Genomic DNA, 19,079 nt, shown 5'->3' with positions numbered 1-19,079 from the left:
CGCCGCTTCGCTGGTCGGGCCTGTTTTAGTTCGCCATAAGATAAGTCTTAATATAAAAAATTAGTGCCATGATAATTAAGGCATTTAAATTTCCTTAACTTCGCCTTATTCCTAATTTTATGTTGCTTTCGGTTTTGAGATTGCAGTATACCTGCTGACTATTATACAGTTTTGGTTATCGTTCTGCGGTAAGCGATAAAAACACCCCTAACTTCTATAAATCTTCCGCAAACGAATTTTACCCTCTATAGCAGGACAGGTAAGACCACGCCACCACCAGGGCGTTACGCAGAGCAGGTCGCAAGGCCTGCTCTTTTTTTTGTCGTCGCTTATCCGCCAGAAGCTGTCAGTTTTGCGCCAGTATAAAGATGAAAAGCCCGGCAGAATGGTGGCTCACTTAACAGGAGAGCCGCTATGTTACTGAATCCCGCCGATAAATATGTTGCCTTCCCTTTACAGCCTCTGCCCGACAGGCGCTGGCCGGAACAGAGACTGAGCCGTGCGCCTCGCTGGCTTTCTACCGATCTGCGCGACGGTAATCAGGCGCTGGCCGAGCCTATGGACGCTGCGCGCAAAAAAGCGTTCTGGCAACTGCTGCTGCAGTGCGGCTTTAAAGAAATAGAAGTGGCTTTTCCTTCCGCGTCGCAAACCGATTTTAATTTTGTCCGCGAGCTAATCGATAATCAGCTGATCCCTGATGACGTCACTATTCAGGTACTGACGCAGGCCAGAGAAGAGTTGATTGAGCGCACCTTTGCCTCGCTACAGGGTGCCAAACGGGCCACGCTGCATTTGTATAACGCTACCGCGCCGCTATTTCGTGAGCTGGTGTTTCGTCAGAGCCGCGAAGAAATAGTCGCGCTGGCGGTGAAAGCAGCACGGCAGATCAGAGCGGGCTGTGAAGCGCAGCCTGGGACGCAGTGGTCATTTCAATATTCGCCGGAAACTTTCTGCTTTACCGAGATGGATTTTGCGCTGGAGATCTGCGAAGCCGTCGCCGCCGTCTGGCAGCCCTGCGCCGCGAGGCCGATGATTATCAATCTGCCAGCGACGGTGGAAGTGAATACCCCAAACGTCTATGCCGACCAGATAGAATATTTTTGCCGTCACTTTTCGCTGCGTAATCAGGTCTGCATTAGCGTGCATCCGCATAACGATCGTGGTACCGGCATCGCCTGCGCTGAACTGGCGATGCTGGCTGGCGCGGATCGCGTGGAAGGCTGCCTGTTCGGCAACGGCGAACGCACCGGCAATGTCGATCTGGTCACGCTCGCACTGAACCTTTATAGCCAGGGCATCGCGCCCGAACTTGATTTCAGCCGTATTAAAGAGGTAGTGGACGTAGTCCAGCAGTGCAATCAATTGCCTGTCCATCCGCGGCATCCCTATGCAGGCGAACTGGTGTTCACCGCCTTTTCCGGCTCGCATCAGGATGCCATAAAAAAAGGCTTCGCCGCACGTCAGCGCGACCCCACAGGAAAATGGCAGATGCCTTATCTGCCGCTGGATCCGGCCGATATCGGCTGTAGCTATGAAGCGGTGATCCGTGTCAACAGCCAGTCGGGAAAAAGCGGCGCCGCCTGGATGATTGAGCAGAACCACGGACTGCAGCTGCCGCGCGCTTTGCAACAGCATTTCAGCCAGCATGTGCAGCAGCAGGCGGACAGCGAAGGCCTTGAAATGACCCAGGCGGCTATCTGGCAGCTATTTTGTCGACTCTATGGCCTGACGTCACCAGGGCTGCGGCTGAACGATTACGCTACGCAAAGCGAAGGCGGCGAGCTGCTGTTTCAGGGCGAGATAGTGCAAAACGGCCAACGGCAGAAGCTGGAAGGCAGAGGCAACGGTCTGCTGTCAGCGGCTGCTACTGCATTGGGCCGGGCTTACCGCCTGCCATTGTCGATTCAGGATTATCACGAGCATAGCCTTGGTCAGCGCAGCGACAGCCGATCCGCGACCTTTCTGCGTTGTACCCTGCCCGATGGCAGCAGCAGTTGGGGCGTTGGTATCGACAGCGATGTGGCGCGGGCATCGCTACAGGCGCTGCTGAACGCCGCAGCTTACTGGCTGCCTCTTTCCGGGAAGTAGTCGCTGGGCGACACGCCGATGATGCGGCGAAACATGGCGCTGAAGGCACTGTGGCTTTCATAGCCCATCTCCAGCGATACACGCAGCACCGAATCGCCGGCGGCCAGCCGCGTCAGCGCCGCCATTAACCTGGCCCGCCGTACCCAGTCGCTAAACTGCATTCCGGTTTCCTGATAAAAACGGCGCGCCAGCGTGCGGCTGCTGATATTGAGCTGCGCGGCGCTGTTTTCCAGCTGCCAGCGGGCCGCTGGTTCCGTCCGGATACGCTGGCAAAGCGCCATTAGCGGTGGGCTGGCCGGTTCCGGCAGGCTGAAAGGCAGGACGTCCATTACCCGGATTTCATCCAGGATCAGCTCGTAGATCCGCTCTGTTCGTGAGGCAGGCCCATAGCTTTCCGGCAGCGCCAGCGAGGCGACAATCAGTTCGCGCAACAGCGGTGAAACCTGCACAACCTGACAACTGGCGGGGAGATCGGCACGGGCCAGCGGATCGACAAACAGGGTTCGCGCCGCTACCTGACCGGTTATCTGTAGCGCATGCCGGACGCCTGCGGGCAGCCAGACGCCGCGGCCAGGCGGCACGACCCAGTCGCCTGCGTCAGTGGAAACCCGGATCACGCCGCTCAGGCTGTGCAGCAGCTGCGCGCAATCATGCTGGTGCAACGGTTCGCTGTCACCGTGTTGATAGTCGTGCGCCAGCGGCACCAGCGGACGGTGGTTAAAGCAGGGAATGAACGTGGTCGACATAGAGTTTTCCGGTAAAGGCCACCCGGAAAAATTAACATGACTACTGACTTTGCAACAGAGTAATCAGGAAGCGTGGAGGTTTTCGGCTACTTTGGCAAAGTAGCTGAGAAGGCGGTTATTGTCGTGTGCAAGTGTTAACGGGGATCACCCTGACAGGCTATAAAGGACCGTTAACTTTTTTTACTCCGACTTATTAAATTAAGCGCGGGTTTCTGCTGAAACCCGCCCTGTCATCTACCGGAATACGCTAATCGCTTCCACCAGGCGCGTCGCCTGATGAGTCATGCGGCCAGAAGCCTGCGCGCTTTCTTCCACGCGCTCGGCGTTCTGATGCGTGATGTTATCAAGATCTTCTACCGCCAGGCTCACTTCGCTCAACGCTGTGGCCTGTTCGGCAGTAGCCGAGCTAATCTGCGCGATCAGTGAGGTAACGTTCTGCACCTGAGAAACAATGCTTTCCATCGTGTTACCCGCATCGTTAACGTGAACGCTGCCGGATTGTACTTTCAGCGCGCTGTTCTCAACCAGCGCTTTAATCTCGCTGGCGGCTTTCGCGCTGCGCTGCGCCAGGCTGCGCACTTCTCCAGCCACTACCGCGAAGCCTTTGCCCTGTTCGCCCGCGCGGGCAGCCTCAACGGCGGCGTTTAGCGCCAGAATATTGGTCTGGAAGGCGATGCCGTCAATAACGCTGGTGATACTGGCGATCTTCTTCGAACTTTCGGCGATTTCCGCCATCATGCTAACCATGTCCTTCATCACTACGCCGCCTTTGCTTGCGGCATCGCGGGTGCTGGCAGAAAGCGAATTTACCTGTTGCGCCGTTTCCGTATTGCTCTTCACCGTGGCGGTCATTTCGTTCATGGTGGCGGCGGTTTGCTGCACATTGGCCGCAGCCTGCTCTGTACGGCGGCTGAGTTCGTTGTTACCTCGCGCAATAGCGTCGCTGGCGCTCAGCACGTTGACCGCCTGGCCGCTGACGTCATCTACCAGCCAGCGGAACATCAGTCCCAATTGCCCGATCGAACGTAAAGTAGTGCCGATCTCATCCACACGATCCATTTGCTCAACCTGGTGGCTGGCACCGGTTGCCACGCTCAGCGCCTGTTTGCATAAACGCTCAACCGGACGAGAAATTTGCTGTTCCAGCCAGCCCGATGCCAGCAGCAATAAAACGGCCATTATGGCGCTGAATATTGCCAGCGACCCTCCAGGCATGCCCAGCGCCCAGACGCCCGCTATGGCAAGCGGCCACAGCGCTATTAGAGTGGAGCGAATACGCCAGCGCAGCGGCATGGTTTTCAGTGCCGAGGCCCAGCGCAGCATGCCGGTACGCACCAGCAGCCCTTTATGAAAACGCCAGCCCGCACGCTTGCCTTCGCGAAACTCTTTATACAGCTGCTCGGTCTGTTTAACTTCCTGGGCAGCCGGTTTGGTGCGCACGGACATATAACCCTGCACCTGTCCTGCGCGAATAACCGGGATGGCGTTGGCACGAACCCAGTAATGGTCGCCATTTTTACGACGGTTTTTTACCAGCGCACTCCAGGGCTCGCCCTGTTTTAGCGTTGACCACATGTCGGCAAAGGCTTCCGGCGGCATATCCGGATGACGCACCAGGTTATGAGGTTGCCCGTCGATCTCTTCCGGCGTAAAGCCGCTGACTTTGATAAAAGCGTCGTTCGCATAGGTGATATGGCTGCTGGCGTCGGTGGTGGACATCAGCGTGGCGTTATCATCAAACACAAATTCCTGCTGTGTTACGGGTAGATTCGTACGCATGAGGGGGAAATCCTTGAGGCGAGATTAACTTTAAGTAGATAAATTATCTTTTGTTATATTTTCGGCGCGAAAAGCGCGAACTTTAGCTTCTAAAGCTAAATGTTGCGATGTTGGCCGAAAAGAGCGGCATCAGGCGTATCAGGAGCTGGCGAGGAAAGAACCGGTTCCAGAGCTGCGTAAGACCTTGCGGAAGGTAAGCCATTATTAAACAGAGAATTTTTAGTATTTATCATGCAACTGCTCTTCGGTTATCAGTGAGCCCTTCCTGCTGGCTTACGCCAGAAACTTTACAACGTTCCTTGCTTTAGGGCTCGCTATGATGCATGAATGACTTAACGGATATCTGAAGAGCAAGAGGGAAAGAAAAAGATGCCTGTTGAATTTACTTTTGACTATCTGCGTAGCCTTCTGAAAGAGTTGTGTCAGCTGCCAGGTGAAACCGAGTGGGTTGAATTTAAGCAGAATGCGGATATTGAAAAGATCGGCGAGTACATTTCGGCATTAGCCAATTCAGCTGCACTAACAGGGAAACAAAACGCCTGGCTCGTCTATGGGGTCAGTGATAAAACGCATCAAATTGTTGGGACTTCATTCAGACCTTCACTACAAAAGTACAAACAGCAGGAAATTGAAAGTTGGTTGTTGCAAAAAATAACACCAAAAATTCATTTTCATTTTTACGAATTTACAGCTGGTAATAATAATGAATTACCTGTTGTTATCCTTGAAATTCAGGCCGCCAGTCATATTCCTGTATAATATCAAAATGTAGAATATTTACGCATAGGCTCTTACAAGAAAAAGCTGAAAGAATTTCCAGAAAAAGAAAGAAAATTATGGCGTACATTTGATAAAACGCCTTTCGAAAAAGCGTTGGCGGCAGAGAATCAAAACATTGAATCTGTACTAAACCTATTGGATTATCCAGCCTATTTTGAATTAACAAGCTTGCCCTTGCCTGATAACAGAAACGGGATTGTTGATGCATTAAAAGCCGATAACATTATACAAGGTACTGCTGGCGGTCTTTTTCATATCACTAACCTCGGGGCGATTCTCTTTGCACGTAAGTTATCCAGTTTTCCGCATTTGAACAGAAAAGCCGTACGGTTAGTTTTGTACAAAGGCGATAGCCGAATTGAAACGGTTCGTGAGATAGAAGGCAATAAAGGTTATGCCGTTGGTTTCTCTGGATTAATTGACTACCTCGAGACTTTACTACCAAGTAATGAACATATTGGTAAAGCATTCCGTAAAGAAGAAACCATTTATCCAGAACTTGCTATTCGTGAGTTGGTAGCAAATGCGATAATTCACCAGGATTTTTCTATTACGGGTACTGGCCCGCTCATTGAGATATTCCAGACTCGAATGGAAATAACAAACCCTGGAATCCCTTTAATATCAACACAGCGATTTCTGGATTCTCCACCACAGAGTCGTAACGAAGCTTTAGCCTCATTTATGAGGCGTATTAATATTTGTGAAGAACGAGGAACTGGCGTAGATAAAGTTGTATTCCAAACAGAGCTCTATCAACTTCCTGCCCCTATTTTTGAAGTAACTGAAAATCATACTAAAGCAGTTCTTTTTTCTTACAAAAAGTTTTCAGATATGGATAAAGAAGATCGCATAAGAGCATGTTATCTACATTGCTGCCTGCGTTACGTAAGCAGGATGCACACCAATAACACTTCGCTACGCGAGCGGTTCAAAATTGAGCAAAAAAATCAGGCTCAGGTTAGTCGTATTATAAAAGATACCCTGAATGCAGGATTGATTCGTCCTTATGATCCAGAAGCCGGAACAAAAGCGATGCGTTACATTCCATGCTGGGCGTAATTTGCTTGACCGTTGCTTGACTCAAGGACTACCTCGGCCTCTCACATCATTTCAAACCACTGTTTTTATTATAAAAAAATAAAAATAAATGCTTGATGCTCTCTATCTGGCCTGGACTGACTTGCTTACTCTATAACCTGATACCCCAATGCGCATAGAACGTTAACCAGACGTATTGGCTAATGCTTAGAAAGGACTCTCTACCCGCCTGCCAGCACTTTTATGTACAAAAATTTTCGCCTGCTGTAGTACAAAAAAGCCGGGTTTCCCCTGAGAGATCCCCGGCCTTTGCTAACTCAGAAAGTCCACTTCACGCCAGCGTTATAGCCCCAGCCTTTACCGCCGTTGCCGTCGATCTCTTTGCGATAATCCGCTTCGGCATAGAGCGAAACGTTATTTCTGAAGGTAACGGTGCCGCCGACGCCAGCATCCCACATCTGGCCAAACTTGCCGCTGCTGAAGCTTTGATCCAGCCCTTCGACGCCTTTCGCGCCCACTTTGGTTTTCGCCTCGCTGCCCCAGCCTTTGTAGTAGTTGGTGCGCAGATAAGGCGTGTACTGGCGTCCGCTGTCGTCGCTCCAGCGGCGATCCAGCTTCGCGCCAACGCGGCCGATGGTCTGGTTGTAGTCGTCGTAGCGTACTGCCAGATTATCCTTGTCGCTAAAGTTATCCAGGCCCAGATGCAGGTAAGTCAGCTGCGCCTGAGGTTCCAGCCGCAGGCCGCTGCCCAGTTCGAACGGATAGCCGCTCTCCAGCGAGGCGCTCCAGCCTTTGCCTTTGATTTTCGCTACGTCTTTTTTACGCGCGATATCTGTCTCGCCGCGATGCCAGCTATACGACAGCGTGCCGTCCAGATAGAAACCGCTCTCCTGAAGCCAGGTGGAATAAAGCGACAGCGTGTCGCTGTCAAACGAGGTGCTGCTATAGCCATCCGCCGCGTCCGGACTGATCCGGCTGTTGCCGCGCGTATAGGCTACGCCGCCGCGCAGCGTGCCGTTTGCGCCGTCCAGGTGTAGCACGTTGCCGCCAACCTGCATCGCGCTATAGTCCATATCGAAGTTATAGCCGAAGTCGTTAAAGCTGCGGCTGGTGCTGTAGCGCATATTGGCGCCGGTATAGCGCAGGAACATCTCGCCGCCGACGCTCTGCCCCTGATCCTGGCGCAGCTCGCCCAGTCTGTTATGCAGATCGTTAAGCGTCGCCGCCGAGTAGTAAGCCAGCCCCACCGGGGCAGAAACATAAGACGGAACCTGCGGTACTACTGCGGCGCGAGTCGAAGAACCGTTGCTGACGAAAGCGTTAGCCAGGCGATAGTCCCAGAACTGATTACCGCTGCCGTCCACCAGACGCTGGCTGGCGTCGCTGCTGCCCGGCGCAAAGCTGTAGAGATCGTAACGCCATGGCCCGGCTGCCAGGTAGCCGCCCTGGAGCGCAAAGCTACTGGCGCTGGCGCTGCCCGCAACTTGCGCCAGCGAGATACCTTCGTTAGCTTCGGTCACGCCATTCTGGTTCAGGTCGCTTAGCGCGCCAGTACTGCCTGCCGCTGGCGTTACCTCGATTAAGGTTACGCCGTTAGCATCGCCCGTGACACGCAGCGTATCGCTACTCTGGCTGGTTCCGCCGTTAATCGCGCTGGCCAGCTTCAGCTTGCCGTAAAGCGAGTTCAGCGTACCGTCGATGGTCAGCGTATTACCCGGCGAACCTGCGCCATTGGTTAAATCCAGCGTACCGGCATTATTTACCACCAGCGAATCGTTGGTGGCACCCGCCAGCACCGGATTAACGTTGTCGCCAGCGTAGAGCGTTGAGGCGGCATCAATATTAATGGTGCTGTGCGCCAGTTTCAGGTTGTCGGTCAGGGTCCAGCCAGTATTGTAGAAGTTGATAGTACTCCAGCCCGCGCCCAGGTTAACGCCGCGGCTCAGATCGTCGCTGGCGAAAGAGCCACCGCTGGCCGCTATCTCGCTCAGGCTTAAAGTGCTGCCTTCGCCGCCCGCCGTAGTAATATGGCTGACGTCGGCCAGGCTGACGTTCTGCACATAGGCACGGTTATCCACGCCGCTGCCCATGGTCAGGCTGCCGTTAATGGTGCCGCCGGTTAGCGCCACGGTATCCGTACCTTCGCCGGTATTTACATCACCCACCACTGCGCCGCTGACCAAAGCGATCTGGTTGCTTGTTGCACCGCCCGCCACAATAACCGTATCCGGATATTGCGCGCCGATGGTGCCTTCGTTAATAAACGTTGTAGTGCCGCCGCGCAGATCGATAACCGGCGCTTCTGTACTCCAGGAGAAGATTTCGCCACGGTTAATCACTTCACTGGCGGTGTTGGTGACAATTGCTGAACCACCGGTTTCAGTGGTGACGTAGATATTGCCTTCCGAAATAACCTTGCCCGTGGTGTTCGCCTGAATACCGTTACTGCCGCTACCGGCCAGGATAGTGCCGTGCGATACCAGGTCATTGCTGGTAGTGGAGCCATCGGCGTTGGCAAAGATATAGCCCGTAGCGCCGTTAGAAGGTTCGATAACGAAGGTTCCCTGGCCATCAAACGAGGTGGCGGAACGGATGCCGCTGCTGCCAGCGCCTCGGGCGTAGATATAAGTACTGGCAAGAGAGATGTTGCTGATTTCAGCGCGGTTATCAATCGCGCTGCCGCCGCCTTCCGCTGTAATAGTGGTGCCTTCAATCGACAGCCCTTTAGCACCCGTATCCAGCAAAATGGCATCCGCGCCATTCGTACCGGTGATCTGGTTACGGAAAGTGCCGTCGCCATAGACAGCAAGCGTGCCGTCGCTGCCTACTCGCATCGCCGCCGTGCCGCCAGCCTGAATTTGTGCGCTTTCCGGGAAGTACTGGGTTCTGCCACCGATAACATCAATGCCGACACCGTTAGCCACGTTGACGTAGCCCTGGTTAAAGACGGAACCGCCGTTAGTCACGCGGAAAGCGGTACTGCCACGGCCGGTCAGATTTACACTTGAACCCTGCGCCAGCGAGACTATCGCGCCGTTACTCATGTCATAAGCGGTTGCCTCAGCGCCTGCGCCGGAAATCGTAGAAATGTTATAGGCCGAAGTGGTTTCACCGTCCGCTGCAACAGCTGTAGAGCTATCGCCTTCCAGCGCGATCGGATTAGTAATGGTAGCGCTGGCTCCGCTGCTAAGCTTGATAGCCTTTGCAGCATAACCGAGATTAAAAATATCGGTTGCGGCGACATAGGAACCACCGGAAGCATCAAGCCCAACGCTACCGCCGTATGATAAATCAATTTCCGCCGGGTTGATCGATTCAAACCAGGCGCCGTTGGTCAGGCGATAAACCGTCGAAGCGGTATCATAGATAGTGGTTTTGCCACCGTTGCTGGTGATGGTGGAAAAGTTGCCGTCGGCCCAGTAGCCCGTCTGACCGTCGCTGCTATAGCTGAACTCGACCGTTCCTGCTTCGCCGACAAAAATTTTGCCGCCGTTGATCGCCTTGCCGCCGACGGCATCCCGATCGCTAATATAGATATTGCCGTTCTGATAAATCTGCGCCAGCGGCCCGTCGGCTACTACGCCGATCGAAGGATAAACAAGGCGCGAAAGATCGACTATGCCTGTATTGGTGATAACGGTTGGCGTCACGCCATCGCCTTCGTCATAGTTGCCTTTGGCATAGAGCCCGACGCTATTGTTCCAGATAGTAATATGGGCGCTGTTGTTTACCGTAGCGCCGCTTTCTGCGCGGATGGCCGTGGCTTCACCGTACAGATTAATTCTTCCTGTATTGGTTAAGCTCGCCTTGTTGGTCGCCAGCAGGCCGGTTTCATTAACAGGAATGCGTGAGCCGTCGCCATTAACCACGCCGAGCTCGCCGCCGTTTGACCTGAGTTCATCGGTAATGCTGGCATTGCTGATTAACGTCGAGCCTTCGCCATCCACTGTCGCGCCGGTAGCGTTGCTACCGCTGAGATGAATTCTGGTTGCTCTGGACTGCCCGCTCCAGGTTCCATTATTCAGCGTGCCGCTAGCGCCGTTGCTGATGCTAACGCCTGTGGCATTTTCGCCAATATCGAAGGCCGCGCCGTTGGTTTTGACCTCGCTGCCGCTGCCGCTGGCGGCGATGCCGGTAGAGTAAGCCGTATGTGGCTCAAGGGTAAGGCCGCTGCTACCGTTGAAATCAGCGCCGTCCTCAACACGGAAAATTGTCGAGTGGCTGGCTTTACCATAGGTGCCATAAGTAGAGGAATCGCCATAGTTGATCTTTGCATCAGAACCTATAGCCAGGTAGCCGGTTTGGTATTCAGCATTCCGTAAGCTAATCGACTGGGTATTATCAACCGTGGCGTTGCCTTCGGCGCGTATCCCAACTGCACCCGTGCCGGTCAGGTTTATTTTCCCGGTAACTTTTGCGTAGGCTTTGCCGCCCTCTTCGCCTTTTGCCCAGACAGCCGTATTGGTATTGCTGCTCAGCGGATCGGCATTGCCGATCACGTTAATAGTGCCGCTGGAATAAGCGCTGGACTGATTACCGCTGGTGGCAATCACTTTCAGCCCGGTGCCGTTATCGCCGTTGAGATTGATAGTGCCTGAGTTGCCGACGCGCCCACCGGTGCCGGAATCGATTACCGCCATAGCGACATTTTCTTCCGGCTGTAGATTATCCCGCCCGTTTACGTCAATAACGCCGCTGTTTTGCAACCGGGCGTTCGGGCCATTCTCCACCTGCATAGCGACACTGCTTTGCGTCAGTGAGCCAATCACGATACGGCCCTGGTTGACGGCGCTGCCGTCCGTCACCATATTGATACCTACCGAGTCGTATACCCGCGTATCGGTGGTTTTATCCTTCAGGCTGTTCTGCGGCGAACGCCCAAGATAGATTGTTCCGCTGGCTGCGTTAACAAAGCTGGCGCCTTCACCGTTAACAAAGACCCCGCTCGCGCTGCTGGAGTAATCCGACACGCCCACGTTGATATTGCCGTTGTTGGTGGCGCTGCCGTCGAAAATGCCCAGCCCGGTGCCGCTGCCTGCAACGTTGATAACGCCATTGTTGGTGAACTTGCTTTTGTCCAATAGCCGCACTGCATTGACGCCCTGACCCACCGAACTGCTGTCTACACCCTTGCCATCGGCATTATTGAAAAAGCCGCCGTTAATCACGCCCTTGTTAATGCCGGTGCTGGCACCGGTTAAACTCAGCGCGTCGCCTTCGATAGCGCCATTGCTGGTGCTGGCAACTTTGCCGTTGATAATGGCCGTCGCGCCGTTGGCAGCCAGTACCGCGCTGCTGGCGTTGGCCACTTCCAGCGTGCCGTTGACCCTGGCCGTGGCTTTTTTGCCGTCCGCGCTGAGCACCACCAGTTCGCCGATGGGCTGCGCCGCTTCGTCATCGTCGTAGTCCTGCAGAACTTTGCCGTAAACGATCTGGCCGCTGGTGATGGTCACCGCTTTATCCAGTTCGGCGCTGTAGCTGTCCGGATCGAGCCTGCTGCTCTCCAGCTGCAGGATCAGCCAGTCGTTGTAGCTTTTAAACTCTTCAAAGCTGGTAACGTTAAAATCGGTGGTGACGTTATCCGTGGTGGTCACGCTGAAGGCGCCTTTGTAAAAAGCCACGTTATCGACGTCATAGGTCAGGTAAGGGCCGCCATAAGGTGGCAGTACGGAGGTAAAAGTGAGGCGGTTGGCGGAGTTCCAGTTCATATTGCCGCTGCCGGTCGCGGTAAACAGGCGGCTCTGTTTGGCCGCCATACTCCAGCCGTTGGTCTCCGCCGTGGTAGCCGCGCCTTTCTGGCCGATATCCACATTGATAGTGCCTTTGCTGACCTGGGCCACGCGGGTATTAATATACTGGCCGCCCTCGACCGGGACATAATTCGGCAGCGGCGTATCCAGCCCCAAAGGCGCGGTTTCCGTCATGCCATTGGAGTTATAAACATAAATGGTTTTATAGCCGCCTTGTTCCCAGTCCGGGATCTCAATAGCATAATCCCTGCCGCCCGGATCCAGGCCCGGCGCCAGTGCCAGCGAAATGTCGGGATTGCTGACCTGACTTTGCAGCTCTCGCAGCGTCAGGCTTTGCGCACCGCTCAGGCCAGCGCTGAATTGTTGGTTGCCGCTAAGCGTTTGCGTGGAGCCATTGCAAACGCAAAAAACGCCAACTTTATTATCGTTGACGTAGGGCGAAAAAGGTTTGAGCGTGGCCGCCATCGTGGTGGATGCGGGAATAAATACGCCCTGTGCCGCCACAAGGCTTAAAAAAAGGGGATGTAGTTTGAACAAGGATATTTCCTCCAGACAAGAAGAAAAACGTCGCAAAAACGCCGCGCCGTATTAAATGCAAAAAAAGGCATGTATGCGGCGTGACAAAAAATTAATAAATGTTAATGACAATCAAATCACTGCCGGACAGAAATATCTATCGAAAGTTGCTGCGCTAAGCGGCATTCCGGTTAAATTAAGAATAATACCGCTGTATGCTTTAATTATTAGTGGCACTTAAAATTCAGTTCTTTTATTGATTAATAAAGAAAAAAGAAGCAAGTGCCGCTATCTTTAAATAAGATAAAATATAAGATGTTGAGGAATGAAAAGAGGATAAACTTAAAAAAATCGCTTTATGAATAAAATTAGGCGATTGCAGAATAACAGCTAAAAAAAGACTTTATGCAGAATAATAACCGGGAAAACTATTACGGTTAAAAAAAATGGCCCGTAGGCCATTTTTAGTCATAATAATCTTGCTAAAACGCTTTATCAGGAAGCGGATGACGCCAGGCGCGCCTCATAGGCCACGGCCTGTTTAGCATCGAACTGATTTTCCCACTTAGCGATTACCAGCACTGCCAGCGCGTTGCCGATCACGTTCAGCGCGGTACGCGCCATATCCATGATGCGGTCAACGCCCGCGATAAAGGCCAGACCTTCCAGCGGAATGCCCACGCTGCCCAGCGTTGCCAGCAACACCACAAAAGAAACGCCCGGTACGCCAGCGATACCTTTAGAAGTCACCATCAGCGTCAGCACCAGCACGATTTCATCGGTAATCGACAGATCGATGCCGTACAGCTGGGCGATAAAGATAGCCGCGATGCTTTGGTACAGCGTGGAGCCGTCCAGGTTAAACGAGTAGCCGGTCGGCACTACGAAACTGGTGATGGATTTAGGCGCGCCGTAGGCTTCCATTTTCTCCATGATCTTCGGCAGCACCGTTTCGGAACTGGAAGTAGAGTAAGACAGGATCAGCTCATCTTTCAGGATGCGCATCAGCGTAGTAATGCGCAGTTTGCAGACGCGCGCCACCGTACCCAGCACCACAAAAGCAAAGAACAGAATCGCGGCGTAAACCAGAATCACCAGCTTGGCCAGCGGCCACAGCGAAGCGAAGCCAAAGTTAGCAATGGTCACCGAGATCAGGGCAAACACACCGATCGGCGCGTAGCGCATGATCATATTGGTAACTTTAAACATCGTCTCCGAAGTCGAACGGAACACCTTCACCAGCGGCTCGCGGTGTTCTGCGGGCAGCGATGACAGGCCCAGACCAAACAGCACCGAGAAGAAGATAATCGGCAGCATGTCGCCTTTGGCGATCGCCGCAAAAATATTCTGCGGGATCAGCGACAGGATAGTGGTCACCAGGCTATGCGGGCCGCCCTGTACCTGTTCCGTCGTGGCTTCGTACTTAGAGATGTCCACCGTTGCCAGCGTCGACATATCAATGCCGTAGCCAGGTTGAAACACATTCGCCAGGGTAATCCCTACCACAATGGCAATGGTGGTTATCACTTCAAAATAAAGGATAGTTTTGACGCCGATGCGTCCCAGTTTTTTCGCATCGCCCACGCCGGCAATACCGACGATCAGCGTGGAAATCACGATAGGCACGACGATCATCTTGATCAGGTGGATAAAGATATCCCCGGCCGGACTGAGAATGTTAGCGATTAACCATTCACGATCTTCCGGTTGATTATGCAGTATCGCGCCGACGACGATCCCCAGTACCAACGCCGTCAATATTTGCCAGGCAAGGCTGAATTTTGCAGCTTTCATAATAGTTTTTTCCTTAACAAAACCCGCTCTCCGCGTCTGTCATGCGGAGCTATCACTCTCAAGGGAAGCAGGCCGATGTCGGCGAATGCGCGGATAATGGATGGTTGATACCTGAATTGCAGGCGCGTAATCAGTACCATTTTAACGGGTATAAATGCAACCCTAAGTGATATATGGCTAAACTTTAGTCATCGCACAGGATAAAGCTCTGCAATTACCGACTATTACTAACCCTTTGTTATAATTGGTAATATTTGACAGACCCCGCGCATAGATATGCAGTTTTTTCCAAAGCGGTAGCCGGACGGCCTGATTCAGTTGTGTTTCTTTTGTACAGCTCGTTTGCGTTATGCGGCGAATGAGTGGACAGCGAACGCGGAAAGTTCCACCTCATTTTGCCAACTTTTTACTCTATTTCATGGCCCGACGCCACGGCGTGATCCATAGCGCAAAAAGCAAACAAAGCCCGGCGGCTCGCTCCATCCAACCTTTGATTGACATATTATTAACATCTTCAAGGAGAGTAGCCATGAGCCAACAACACCGACATCCCGTTCCCGCAAACATTGCGGAAAATACCCTGATTACTGCCGCGCAGTATCAGTCGATGTACCAGCAATCCGTGCAGGATCCCGAGGCGTTCTGGGGCGAACAGGGCAAGATCCTCGACTGGATAAAACCCTATACCCGCGTAAAAAACAGTTCATTCGCGCCGGGCAACGTCGATATCCGCTGGTATGAAGACGGCACGCTAAACCTGGCGGCCAACTGTCTGGATCGCCATCTGCATAACCGCGGCGATCATCCGGCGATTATCTGGGAAGGCGATGACGCCAGCGAAAGCAAAACCTTGACCTTTCGCGAACTGCACCGGGAAGTCTGCCGCTTTGCTAACTCGCTGAAAGAGCTGGGTATCAACAAAGGCGACGTGGTGGCGATTTATATGCCGATGGTGCCGGAAGCCGCTGTCGCCATGCTGGCCTGCGCACGCATTGGCGCGGTACATTCGGTAATTTTCGGTGGTTTTTCCCCGGAGGCCGTTGCCGGTCGCATTATCGATTCCGCCGCGAAGCTGGTGGTCACCGCTGACGAAGGTATTCGCGCAGGGCGCACTATTCCGCTAAAGAAAAACGTCGACGAGGCGCTGGCTAACACCAATGTCACTACGGTCAGCAACGTAATTGTGTTCCGCCGCACCGGCGCGGATATCGGCTGGCACAGCCGCGATATGTGGTGGCACGAGCTGATGAACAAGGCCAGCGCGCACCACCAGCCGGAAGAGATGGGCGCGGAAGATCCGCTGTTTATCCTTTATACCTCCGGCTCCACCGGCAAGCCGAAAGGCGTGCTGCATACCACCGGCGGCTATCTGGTTTACGCGGCGACCACCTTTAAATACGTTTTCGACTATCATGCCGATGATATTTATTGGTGTACCGCCGATGTCGGCTGGATCACCGGCCACAGCTATCTGCTTTACGGCCCGCTGGCGCTGGGTGCCACTACGCTGATGTTCGAAGGCGTGCCCAACTGGCCGAAACCGAGCCGTATGGCGGAAGTGGTGGATAAACATAAAGTGACCCTGCTTTATACCGCGCCAACGGCGATTCGCGCGCTGATGGCGGAAGGCGATAAGGCGATTGCGGGCACCGATCGCTCCACGCTGCGTATTCTCGGTTCGGTAGGCGAACCTATCAACCCGGAAGCCTGGGAATGGTATTACCAGAAAATCGGCGACAGCCGCTGCCCGATTGTCGATACCTGGTGGCAGACGGAAACGGGCGGCTTTATGATTGCGCCGCTGCCCGGCGCCACGGAGTTGAAGGCAGGATCGGCCACCAAACCTTTCTTTGGCGTGCAGCCCGCGCTGGTGGATAACGAAGGCAACGCGCTGGAAGGCGCCTGCGAAGGCAACCTGGTAATTGTTGATTCCTGGCCAGGCCAGGCGCGCACGCTGTTTGGCGATCACGACCGTTTTGAGCAGACTTATTTTTCCACTTTTAAAAATATGTACTTCAGCGGCGACGGCGCGCGGCGTGACGAGGATGGCTATTACTGGATCACCGGCCGTGTGGATGACGTACTCAACGTATCCGGCCATCGCCTGGGCACGGCAGAGATTGAATCGGCGCTGGTTTCGCATCCGAAAATAGCCGAAGCGGCGGTGGTCGGCATTCCGCATGCCATCAAGGGCCAGGCTATTTACGCCTATATCACGCTCAACAGCGGCGAAGAGCCTACGCCCGAACTCTACAGCGAAGTACGTAGTTGGGTACGTAAAGAGATCGGCCCTATCGCCACGCCGGATGTGCTGCACTGGACAGACTCCCTGCCGAAAACCCGCTCCGGTAAAATCATGCGTCGCATTCTGCGCAAAATCGCCGCTGGCGATACCGCTAATTTAGGCGATACCTCAACGCTGGCCGATCCGGGCGTAGTGGAAAAACTGCTGGAGGAAAAACAGGGTATCGCAATGCCCTGAAGAGAAGGACAAGAAATAAAATAATATCGGGCAGCGTAATAATTACCACGCTGCCCTTTATTTATTCGGCGGCAAAATGCTGCTGCCGGATAGTTATGGCGAGTAAAACCCGAACCCGTAACGCCATTACCTCTGGAGACCCTGTGATGAACGACAGATATCAGCGGATTGAAAAAAGCGCGCGCTTTAAAGAGCTGGTAAGAAAACGTCAGGCTTTCGCCGCGCTGCTCTCGGTAATAATGCTTATTCTTTATGTCGGTTTTATTTTATTAATCGCGTTTGCGCCTGGCTGGCTGGGCACGCCGCTGGATGCCAATACCAACGTCACGCGCGGAATTCCCATCGGTATCGGCCTGATCGTTATTTCTTTCCTGTTAACCGGTATTTATGTCTGGCGAGCGAACGGCGAATTCGATCGTTTAACCAAAGCGCTGCTGGAAGAGGTAAAAGGATGAAACTATTTCTTTATTTCGCTCTGCTGCTGCCCTTTTCTTCCCGGGCAGCCGATGCCATTAGCGGCGAGGTGCAAAAGCAGGCCACCAACATTGAAGCGATCGTGATGTTTTTAGTGTTCGTGGCGGCTACGCTCGGCATCACTTATTGGGCTTCCAAACGCACCCGTTCACGCAGCGACTACTATACCGCTGGCGGTAATATCACTGGTTTTCAAAACGGCCTGGCGATGGCCGGTGATTTTATGTCCGCCGCCTCTTTTCTTGGGATCTCCGCGCTGGTTTACACATCCGGCTACGATGGCCTGATCTACTCGCTGGGCTTTCTGGTCGGCTGGCCGATTATTCTGTTTCTGATCGCCGAGCGGCTGCGCAATCTGGGCCGCTATACCTTTGCCGATGTCGCCTCTTATCGGCTGCGGCAGCTGCCGATCCGCACGCTTTCCGCCTGCGGCTCACTGGTGGTGGTCGCGCTCTATCTGATTGCGCAAATGGTGGGCGCGGGCAAACTCATCCAGCTGCTGTTCGGGCTGGACTATCACGTTGCCGTGGTGCTGGTCGGTATTTTGATGGTGCTCTATGTGCTGTTCGGCGGCATGCTGGCGACTACCTGGGTGCAGATTATCAAAGCGGTGCTGCTGCTGTTCGGCGCCAGCTTTATGGCGATTATGGTGATGAAAACCGTGGGCTTCAGCTTTAATAACCTCTTTACCCAGGCAATGGCGGTGCATCCGAAAGGCGTGGCGATTATGCGTCCCGGTGGTCTGGTGCACGACCCGATTTCCGCGCTGTCGCTTGGACTGGGGCTAATGTTCGGCACGGCTGGCCTGCCACATATTTTAATGCGCTTCTTTACCGTCAGCGACGCCCGCGAAGCACGTAAAAGCGTGTTCTATGCCACCGGATTCATGGGCTATTTCTATTTTCTGACCTTTATTATCGGCTTTGGCGCGATATTGCTGGTCGGCGCTAATCCGGCCTTTAAGGACGCGACTGGCCTGCTGATCGGCGGCAACAATATGGCGGCGGTGCATCTGGCTAACGCCGTCGGCGGCAGCCTGTTTCTGGGTTTTATCTCCGCCGTGGCCTTCGCTACTATCCTGGCAGTTGTCGCCGGACTGACGCTGGCTGGCGCATCGGCGGTGTCGCACGATCTCTACGCCAGCGTAATGAAAAAAGGCCAGGCAACGGAGAAGCAGGAGCTGCGCGTCTCAAAAATTACCGTGCTGGTGTTGGGTATCGTGGCGATTGCGCTTGGCATTCTGTTTGAGAAGCAGAACATCGCCTTTATGGTCGGGCTGGCCTTCTCTATCGCGGCAAGCTGTAATTTCCCGATTATTCTGCTGTCAATGTACTGGTCGAAACTGACCACAAGGGGCGCAATGGCGGGCGGCTGGCTGGGGCTGCTAACGGCGGTGATACTGATGATCCTGGGGCCGACGGTTTGGGTGCAGGTGCTGGGCCATGCGCAGCCCGTCTTCCCTTATGAATATCCGGCGTTGTTCTCTATGCTAATCGCCTTTATCGGCACCTGGCTTTTCTCCGTTACCGACCATTCAGCAGAGGGCCAGCAGGAGCGTCAGCGTTTTCAGGCGCAGTTTGTGCGTTCGCAAACGGGCGTTGGGATTGAGAGCGGCAAAAGCCATTAAGG

The 19,079-nt window shown here is 53.8% G+C and carries 10 protein-coding genes; 6 read left to right on the top strand and 4 right to left on the bottom strand.

Annotation, left to right across the window (positions count from 1 at the left end; genetic code table 11):
• The first annotated feature begins 414 nt into the window (after nt 1–414).
• Nucleotides 415–2,088, top strand: coding sequence for a 2-isopropylmalate synthase (gene leuA / locus ACETPC_RS15740; protein WP_380182875.1), 1,674 nt, complete (start codon nt 415–417; stop codon nt 2,086–2,088).
• Here the strand turns inward: leuA and ACETPC_RS15735 are convergent.
• Entirely contained in the window at nt 2,061–2,834 is a 774-nt protein-coding gene (locus ACETPC_RS15735) for an AraC family transcriptional regulator (protein WP_380182873.1), read from the bottom strand. The genes leuA and ACETPC_RS15735 overlap by 28 nt on opposite strands.
• A gap of 234 nt (nt 2,835–3,068) precedes the next feature.
• Complete coding sequence (locus ACETPC_RS15730) at nt 3,069–4,613, bottom strand: methyl-accepting chemotaxis protein (RefSeq protein ID WP_380182871.1); 1,545 nt, start codon at nt 4,611–4,613, stop codon at nt 3,069–3,071.
• Between the two features lie 369 nt (nt 4,614–4,982).
• Here ACETPC_RS15730 and ACETPC_RS15725 point away from each other — a divergent pair, with 369 nt between their 5' ends.
• Both ACETPC_RS15725 and ACETPC_RS15720 read left to right on the top strand, forming a co-directional pair.
• Nucleotides 4,983–5,372, top strand: coding sequence for a helix-turn-helix domain-containing protein (locus tag ACETPC_RS15725; protein WP_380182869.1), 390 nt, complete (start codon nt 4,983–4,985; stop codon nt 5,370–5,372).
• A 114-nt stretch (nt 5,373–5,486) separates the two neighbouring features.
• Nucleotides 5,487–6,455, top strand: coding sequence for an ATP-binding protein (locus ACETPC_RS15720; RefSeq protein ID WP_380182867.1), 969 nt, complete (start codon nt 5,487–5,489; stop codon nt 6,453–6,455).
• 296 nt (nt 6,456–6,751) lie between these two features.
• Here the strand turns inward: ACETPC_RS15720 and ACETPC_RS15715 are convergent, their stop codons facing one another.
• Nucleotides 6,752–12,721 carry an autotransporter outer membrane beta-barrel domain-containing protein gene (locus ACETPC_RS15715; RefSeq protein WP_380182865.1) on the bottom strand — a complete coding sequence of 1,990 codons (5,970 nt, stop codon included), beginning with the start codon at nt 12,719–12,721 and terminating at the stop codon, nt 6,752–6,754.
• Between the two features lie 474 nt (nt 12,722–13,195).
• Nucleotides 13,196–14,494: a glutamate/aspartate:proton symporter GltP gene (gene gltP, locus ACETPC_RS15710; protein WP_380182863.1), complete on the bottom strand. Its 1,299-nt coding sequence runs from the start codon at nt 14,492–14,494 to the stop codon at nt 13,196–13,198.
• 529 nt (nt 14,495–15,023) lie between these two features.
• Between gltP and acs the strand changes: the two genes are divergently transcribed.
• The 3 genes from acs (at nt 15,024) to actP (ending at nt 19,077) form a co-directional block, all read left to right on the top strand.
• The gene (gene acs, locus ACETPC_RS15705) at nt 15,024–16,976 is read left to right on the top strand and encodes an acetate--CoA ligase (protein WP_380182861.1); all 1,953 of its coding nucleotides are present in this window, start codon (nt 15,024–15,026) and stop codon (nt 16,974–16,976) included.
• A gap of 146 nt (nt 16,977–17,122) precedes the next feature.
• Entirely contained in the window at nt 17,123–17,431 is a 309-nt protein-coding gene (locus ACETPC_RS15700; protein WP_380182859.1) for a DUF485 domain-containing protein, read from the top strand.
• Nucleotides 17,428–19,077, top strand: coding sequence for a cation/acetate symporter ActP (actP, locus tag ACETPC_RS15695; RefSeq protein ID WP_380182857.1), 1,650 nt, complete (start codon nt 17,428–17,430; stop codon nt 19,075–19,077). Before ACETPC_RS15700 ends, actP begins: the two co-directional genes overlap by 4 nt.
• Nucleotides 19,078–19,079 lie beyond the last annotated feature (2 nt).

It is taken from the genome of Pantoea sp. sgz302252 (assembly GCF_042610525.1).
In the GTDB taxonomy this organism is placed as follows: Bacteria; Pseudomonadota; Gammaproteobacteria; order Enterobacterales; family Enterobacteriaceae; genus Erwinia.
Note: the sequence above shows the minus strand (reverse complement) of the source record. Positions and strands in the feature narration are given on the sequence as shown.